The sequence below is a fragment of the Deltaproteobacteria bacterium genome (genome assembly GCA_023382265.1).
Taxonomy (GTDB): domain Bacteria; phylum JAMCPX01; class JAMCPX01; order JAMCPX01; family JAMCPX01; genus JAMCPX01.
Genome location: JAMCPX010000041.1, coordinates 1 through 7,688, shown reverse-complemented (window position 1 = coordinate 7,688; position 7,688 = coordinate 1). Strand labels below are relative to the sequence as shown.

The 7,688-nt window shown below is 41.5% G+C and carries 7 protein-coding genes; 4 read left to right on the top strand and 3 right to left on the bottom strand.

Going from position 1 to position 7,688, the window contains the following annotated elements:
* Positions 1-104: 104 nt before the first annotated feature.
* Positions 105-2,156, bottom strand: coding sequence for a hypothetical protein (locus M1381_08155; protein ID MCL4479051.1), 2,052 nt, complete (start codon positions 2,154-2,156; stop codon positions 105-107).
* 464 nt (positions 2,157-2,620) lie between these two features.
* Here M1381_08155 and M1381_08150 point away from each other — a divergent pair, with 464 nt between their 5' ends.
* The 4 genes from M1381_08150 (at position 2,621) to M1381_08135 (ending at position 3,857) form a co-directional block, all read left to right on the top strand.
* A complete protein-coding gene (locus M1381_08150; GenBank protein MCL4479050.1) occupies positions 2,621-2,791 on the top strand; it encodes a hypothetical protein in 171 nt (56 codons plus the stop codon).
* 134 nt (positions 2,792-2,925) lie between these two features.
* The gene (locus M1381_08145) at positions 2,926-3,102 is read left to right on the top strand and encodes a hypothetical protein (GenBank protein ID MCL4479049.1); all 177 of its coding nucleotides are present in this window, start codon (positions 2,926-2,928) and stop codon (positions 3,100-3,102) included.
* A gap of 171 nt (positions 3,103-3,273) precedes the next feature.
* Entirely contained in the window at positions 3,274-3,480 is a 207-nt protein-coding gene (locus M1381_08140; GenBank protein MCL4479048.1) for an AbrB/MazE/SpoVT family DNA-binding domain-containing protein, read from the top strand.
* Positions 3,477-3,857, top strand: a complete 381-nt coding sequence (locus tag M1381_08135) for a type II toxin-antitoxin system VapC family toxin (GenBank protein MCL4479047.1) — start codon at positions 3,477-3,479, stop codon at positions 3,855-3,857. Before M1381_08140 ends, M1381_08135 begins: the two co-directional genes overlap by 4 nt.
* 113 nt (positions 3,858-3,970) lie before the next feature.
* Here the strand turns inward: M1381_08135 and M1381_08130 are convergent, their stop codons facing one another.
* Both M1381_08130 and M1381_08125 read right to left on the bottom strand, forming a co-directional pair.
* Positions 3,971-7,282, bottom strand: coding sequence for a hypothetical protein (locus tag M1381_08130; GenBank protein MCL4479046.1), 3,312 nt, complete (start codon positions 7,280-7,282; stop codon positions 3,971-3,973).
* 153 nt (positions 7,283-7,435) lie between these two features.
* The coding region (locus tag M1381_08125; protein ID MCL4479045.1) for a hypothetical protein at positions 7,436-7,688 on the bottom strand (253 nt) is incomplete at its 5' end.

Sequence of the window (7,688 nt, the reverse complement as noted above, 5' to 3'; positions counted from 1 at the left end):
TTGCTTTTTTCCTGTTTCTCGTGTTTACTTTCATCAGTGGCTCCTTTCTTTTTGTTTTTTAAACCTTTGTGGATCATTCCACAGTGGAGCCACTATTTCAAATTTCAACTAAATTTGATATATCCTCCTTTTTTTTGGTTCATGAGTGCAGTAGCAAAGTTTTTTTGTAGCAGGGATTCTGAAGCCAAAAAGTAATAATATAAAGCCGCATCAAATGGACCAGCTTGTCCAATTGTTTTTGAAGCCTCATGGAGAAGCTTCCTGGCAAGAGACAGATCGCCCGATGCAAGCACCCATCCTACACCATAACTTAAAAGTGTATGATCCAGTACATGAACACCTGTTGCTTGAGCTAATCCCATGCCCTGATACAACGGAGTAAAAGACGGATCGCGTTCAACGGTTTTCCAGCAATAGAGCACCTCCAAATCTTTAAATGTAATAAAGGTCAGCGGAGATATCTTGTTCGAATAGGTTAGTTTTCTATAAGGTGCAATGATTGAACCGGCTTTTGCAAAATCACCTATAAATATATAATAAAGACTTATAATAAGGCTCAATTGTATATTGAAGTTGAGATCTTTACTTTTTGACAGGATAGAAAAGCCCTGTTGAATCCAACTCTTGATTTTTGGATTAAAGGGCTGCCGGAATACCATAGCTCCTAACATGGCATACGTTGCAGTAGCAGCTATTTCTTGCGAGGGAAAGGTTCTGTATTTATGCATGAGCCCTTCCATACTGTTTATCCAGCGATCGTAAAGCTTATAATTCCCAAACTGATACGTAACAGAATAAACCGCACCAGTCCACGCCATAAACACACCAGTTTTGTCATTATTTTTCTCAAAAAGCTTAAATGCTTTTTCAAAGAGAACATGGGTTTTGGAAGGTTCAAACGGCAGTTTGCACATACCAAACCAGTAAATAATCCATGGATTCTTTTTTGCTCCATCAGCAGGCAGCTCTCTCAGCCATGCTTCCAGTGTGCGGTTTCTACCTTGTAAAATAAGAGAAGATGCATGTTCCATGATCAATTTTACAGCCTCTGCCCAATCCTTGGATCGTAAGAACAATTCGATTGCATCTTCAATATATCCGGCATCCGCCAGGATCCTGGCAGCGTTTCGTTGAATCTTGATTTTGTTTTCCTGATAAAATATACCACGCATCTTTAAAAGTAGAAATTCCCTGAACAGATCGTGATACGTATAGGTATTGTCCTGATGCCTGATGGTAAAATACTGGGACTTCACCAGCCCGTTCAATATGCGATCCGAGACAGCACTGCCCGTAATCCTGTTTGCCATATCTGCAGTCATGGAGGGGAAAAAGCTTGTCTTCAGAAGAAAATCCTGCATGGCAGGCTCTAACCGGTCAAAGATCTCAGCGGAAAAATAGTCGAATATAGCTTGATAGTCTTTGAAGCCGTTTTGAGAATTGGCATCTAGCCTTGCTTTATCCTGTTCGAGCATAAGGATGATCCCGGCTGCCCAGCCGTCTGTCCAATCGTGAAGTTTGTTGACCGTCTCATGAGTATGGCTTTCACCGGAGCGCAGCCGGATAAGCTCGCCGGTTTCTTCAGGTGTAAACCTTATCTGTTCGTTGCCTATAATCTCCATCATACTGTTTGCCCGCATGCGTGAGAATGTATCAGGAGGTTCAGTCCGGCTTATCAATATGACATTCCCGTACTCCGGAACCTTCATCAAAGCCTCATGCATGATGGTATGAAACAGCGGATTTGCATTGACCTCATGATAATTGTCAAAAACAAGCACAAAACCCTTCGGCAGCATTGAGTAGAGATTTTCAAAGTACCTCTGTGCGAAGATTGAAATGTTCGGAAGATACTCCGGCGTTAAGACAGGCAACCTCGTACTTTTCTTACCATTGATTCCTTTTACAAGCAGCTTCAGGTAATAGAAAAAGGTCGCAATGTCTGTATCCGAGCTATCAATATGATACCAGGCATGGGGAATCTTGTATGCCGATATATAGCTTGCAACCAGTGTTGTTTTGCCAGAGCCGGGCAAGCCGGTAATCCAGATACTTTTCTTCTTGCGAGCCTGAACCAGTATTCGAAACAGCCGTTCCCTAATAACTACATTGTCTGTTTTAGGATTCTGAAGCTTTGTTAAAACATGGTCCTTCACTTATTATTACCCCGCTTGATATTTTCTAACCTTTGAACCGTGTTTCGTCAATATAATGAAGGACATTTTATTATGGATTGTAGTTAAAATAATTACAATTTGCGGATTTTTTCACAGAATCTGTAAGTCATTTGTAAGTATGAATGCGCTATTGAAATGATAAAACCCAAATGGGGGCATACAATGGAGGGACTCGATATGTTGAATTGTTTGTTTTATTTTAACCATTTCTTCCACGTTGTTATCGGTATAAAGAGGGGAATCGCACTCTTTATCCCGGCGAGTTCCTTCTCTTTTTACACTCTTTTCTTCCTCGTAACTTATAATGATAACCGAACAGCACAAATCGTCAGAGCGGCACGCGCACTCATTGCATCGCTCGACTCAATCCAAAACATCGAGCCAAGGCATCTGGAAAAGTGGGTATATGCAGAAGCAAATCGCCGGAGAAAGGATACAAAACCATGACCATTGATGCATCTGGCAATGTCTGGGTTGCGAATTGGAATAGTAACAGTGTAACTAAGATTGTCGGTTTAGCAACAGGTCCTCAATACTTTCCGTACACAGGGCCACAATGGCCGTGGAAAGTTATAGAGTTAAACAAACTGGATTCCGTATCGAGTACGGAATGACAGGATAGAAGATAAGGCGGGGCGTACGCCCCGCCTGTCACGGGAGGAGGATACATGAAAAGGTTGGTGTTTTATATTTATTGACAATGGTTCTGGCGGGTTGTGGGTCGGTGATACCGTATTACGGTGTTAACATGAATCAGAAATTATTGGCCAATGGTGTCGGAACTACATGCGATTTTGAACCGGCGCAAGCATTTGAGTCTTCAAAGAGGATCATCCTTTTAATCGCAACTTTCCCCACAACAACTCTATTACCGAATAGAGAGAAGTTTACCCCGTTAGAAACACATAGCGATGAGCCGTTTTGATCTGTCGAAAGAATTTCTTTCCTATACTATGCTTCTAACGGGGTGAACCACAACCTGTATCCTCAGACCGCATTATTAAGCCCAAAAAAGATAGACATCTTGACATCCGATATCGATGATACTATCGTATTACATATAATGTATCGATGGAAAATAGAGGGAGAGGAGTGTATGGAAATAGTAAAAGTTTCTCCAAAATATCAAGTGGTTGTACCTCTGAGGATAAGGAAATCATTGGGAATCAAAGCTGGCACAAAAGTCCATGTTCTACAATATGAAAATCGTATAGAGTATATACCGGTAAAAGACATAAAAAAAATGCGCGGTTTTCTACAAGGTATTGATACCACTATAATAAGAGAAAAAGATAGAATATGAATTTAGTAGATTCATGCGGATGGCTCGAATATTTTGCAGATGCCCCTAATGCCAGTTATTTTGCAAAACCCATTGAAGATATTAAAAATCTTCTTGTTCCTTCTATATGTATTTTAGAGGTGTTTAAAAGTGTAGTTAAACAAAAAGGTGAAGATGCTGCACTTCAGGCAATAGCTATTATGATACAGGGCAGGACCGTTGAACTTGATATAGCCATTGCATTAAATGCGGCTAAAGTTGGGTTAGAATATAAACTTCCCTTAGCAGACAGCGTTATATTGGCAACTGCAAAAGCAAATAATGCCATTCTATGGACGCAGGATGCAGATTTCAAAAATATCGCTGGTATCAAATATATTGATAAGAATAAGTTGTAAGGGATAATGGGCGGGTATCCGTTCTCTAATAGGGCAAGAACCAGAAGAAAATCGAAGATGCAAGGATTAGAATGGTTCCTTCCCTCTATTCTGCTTCTAAGGGTGAGAGAGTCTTACCTTTTTGATTTTATAATATTCTGATATATCTTTCTGGTCTTGTCCGAGGGCTTTATGCCCAGTGTCCGGGATAATATCACCTCACAGTGCTTGTACAGGGCAGCAGCTTCGGCAGTGCGTCCGTGCGATTGATACAGCAGCATCAGCCGCTGATAAAAAAGCTCTGCCTGGTTGTCAATCTCCAGTCCCTTCTTGTATATCCGGACTGCCTGTACCGTATCCCCGCTCTTTTCGTAATAGTCGCCGAGCATTTCAATAACGTGCGTAAACCGGTCATGCAGACTATCCCGAAAACTTATAGCCCATGATGGCAGAGTCCCCTGCGCAAAAAAATCTCCCTTGTAAAGATTTAAGATACGCCTTCCCAGCTCTTTGACTTGATCATCTTCTTCATCTTGTCTATTGACCTGTTTTTTACCGTCATTCCGCACTTGATGCGCAATCCAGTTCTTTTTCTCTAAAAGGCCCTCCATGCTGTCGAACAAGGCCCCGAATGCCTGTACATCTACCCAGCATGTCTTCGGGTTCAGCATAAGCCTGCCTCCTTCCGCTATCACAGCATCATTGTAACCGAGCAACTTTCTTAACCGGTGGATGGTTGTATCCAGCGTCTGGTGTGCATAATCGCCCTGGGCATCAGGCCATAGCATGCCGCTTATATGATCCAGTTCGACTGCTTTATCGTGATTGACGATAAGAAACTGCAGCAGCTCAACAGGTTTAAGCTGCGCTTTTTTGGACAGCTCGACCGGTGCGTCCTCATTCAGGATCTTAAAACTGCCGAGCGTATAAATCTTGAATGCCCATGGCCAGCTCTCGCATGCATACGGAGGTGTGTCGGGAAAGAGTTCAAGCTTGTGAATTAAATCCCGCACATAATGAACCTCTATATTATTCTCCAATGCCTTGAGACTCAAATATGCCATCTTTTGTCCCCAGGCAAAGTACACATTAACCAGACCGTATTTCTTACTCATGACCAAACATTTCTTCAGTATCCTGAGACCTTTGTTCTCTGTCTTTCTTGTATTCGAATGCTTTTCATTTAATAGCCAGTAAGCCTGTATATAATAAGATGTAAGCTCCAACGATTTACTTTTCATTCCTTTGGCAATAAAAAGCCCGTGTTTGAAATGTTCGCCAGCCTTTTTGTAATCTCCTTGTTCATAAAGTATCTGAGCTAATGCGAAACGGCTTACGGCCTGTGCAAAGGGTATTTGCGCCTTTATAGATAAGACAAGACTCCTCTCAATCTTTTCAATGGCAAGCGATATATTCCCCCGCAGGTGATCCAACCATCCGGATAATATGGCATACTGACTTATCTGTAAGGCATTGGAATGATTTACCGATAGTCCCATTTTTTGTAAGAAATTTTCAACACCATTGAGATCGTTAATGCTAAACAAAAGATAAACAGCCTGCGAAATAATCATGTGATCGAGAAATCGCACTCCGTATTGATGAGCCATCTCCATGCCTTCGGATACAAAGCGCAGGCACTCTTCTTTCGAGACTATCTGCCTGGCATATCCGGCACCATACATCTTTTGAAGTAATTGGCTTTTTATAGATAATGACTGGGGTATCTTTTGCATTAATTCAACGAGTACCTGATATTTAGAGACGTCCCCTATCCATGCAAAGTAGTGTAATATTGAGAATGAATAATATACACTCTGATTAGGGTCCTTACTATATTTTAATAGTTGTAAAACGCGATCTGCCCATAATTCAATTTTAGTATGATATGGGTTGTAATGTGTTAAGGCAAAAACCAATAAACTTAATATGCGCTCTTCGAGATCCCTTGATGGAAATGTATGATATGTTCGAATTATTTTTTCCATTTCCATAACCCATTTATTGATCAGCTCAAAATTACCATACTCATATATAAATGTTTCAATAATACCGCACCAGGACAGGTATAGCCCTGCAGGAAGTACCTTTCTCCGGGAGTAAACATCCCGAGAATTATGTCCAGCATTAAAAAATAGTCTAAATGCTCTCTCAAAATATAACCTTCCTTCAACAGGATTAAACACCGCTCGCGCCTCACCGAGCCAGTATAAAAGCCATGGTTCTTGATTTAAGATATCTTCGGGTATGGCTTTTATCCATTCCTCAAGCACTTTGTTTCTTCCCTGTTCTATCAATGCCTGTGCCTGCTCTAGAATAATCTTCTGAATATCCTTTATGCTTCCGGCCTTTCTAAACAACTTTACAGCATCTTCAATCTTACCATTTTCCTTAAGAATCATTGCTGACTGTTTATTGATACGCTGAAGCTCTGTTGCACTGAAATACATTTTCGCACGCACTAGGAGAAATTCCCTGAACAGGTCGTGGTATTTATAGGTGTTATCCTGATATTTGATGGTAAAATAATGAGATTTGATTAGATCGCCCAATAGTTTTTTAGAAGTGCGGCTTCCACTCATCTGCGTTGCCATTTCAACGGTCATTGTTGGGAAAAGGCATGTCTTCAGCAGAAAATCCTGATCTGCAGGCTTCATTTTTTCGAAGATCTCAGCAGAAAAGTAATCGAATATGGCTTGATTATCTTTGAAGTCTTCCTGTGAAGCAATTTCTAATTTCTCTTTATTCCGCTCGAGCATGAGGATGATCCCGGCTGCCCAGCCGTCCGTAAAATCGTGAAGCCTGTTCACCATCTCTTTGTTATGCCCGTTCCCTGAACGAAGCTTAATCAATTCTTGTGTTTCATCTGACGTAAACTTGATCAACTCATTACCGACGATCTCCATCATACTGTCTGTCTCGAACGTTGAAAACGAATCAGGAGGTTCAGTCCGGCTTATCAATATGATATTCCCATGCTCCGGAACATTCATCAAAGCCTCATGCATGATTGTATGAAACAGCGGATTTGCATTGACCTCATGGTAATTGTCAAAAACAAGCACAAAACCCTTCGGCAGCATTGAGTAGAGATTTTCAAAGTACCTCTGTGCGAAGATTGAAATGTTCGGAAGATACTCCGGCGTTAAGACAGGCAACCTCGTACTTTTCTTACCATTGATTCCTTTTACAAGCAGCTTCAGGTAATAGAAAAAGGTCGCAATGTCTGTATCCGAGCTATCAATATGATACCAGGCATGGGGAATCTTGTATGCCGATATATAGCTTGCAACCAGTGTTGTTTTGCCAGAGCCGGGCAAGCCGGTAATCCAGATCGCCCTTTTCTTCCGTGCCTGTTCAAGCGCAAGAAACAGCCGCTTTCTGAAAACAGCATCATCAGCGACAGGACTTTGCAGCTTTGCAAGCGTATTGGTCTGCAATCTCACCACCCCTCCCCCATTAACGGCACCACAGGTATATGTTTACGGTAGGTAACGCAAAAAGTCAATTTGCCCGAAAAGAACCATATGCCGGGATAGAGGGGAAAGAAGTTGAAACGAATGAACAGATCCAGCAAATCCGCCTTGAGCAATTTTCTGTTAACGCGATAATTTAGCATTGGCATGTACCTTGTTGTATCTGCAGGAAAATATGCTCATGCGCGGAAGACCGGAAAAATCATTGATTGTTTTAATGTATCGGAGCGATGATTGATCCTCACCTGCACAGAATGTTTCAAGGTATTCCTTGTGGGTATCATCATGCTCTATGATAAGCGTGCCATCCTCGTTCAGAAATGAGCCTGCCTGTTGAATAATTTTTTTGATAACCTCTAAACCCTTTCTTCCACCG

What these genes read in the sequence shown, in the direction of transcription:
- M1381_08150 (MCL4479050.1), top strand. Translation starts at nt 2,621, where the DNA reads ATGACCATTGATGCATCTGGCAATGTCTGGGTTGCGAATTGGAATAGT.
- M1381_08145 (MCL4479049.1), top strand. Translation starts at nt 2,926, where the DNA reads ATGAATCAGAAATTATTGGCCAATGGTGTCGGAACTACATGCGATTTT.
- M1381_08140 (MCL4479048.1), top strand. Translation starts at nt 3,274, where the DNA reads ATGGAAATAGTAAAAGTTTCTCCAAAATATCAAGTGGTTGTACCTCTG.
- M1381_08135 (MCL4479047.1), top strand. Translation starts at nt 3,477, where the DNA reads ATGAATTTAGTAGATTCATGCGGATGGCTCGAATATTTTGCAGATGCC.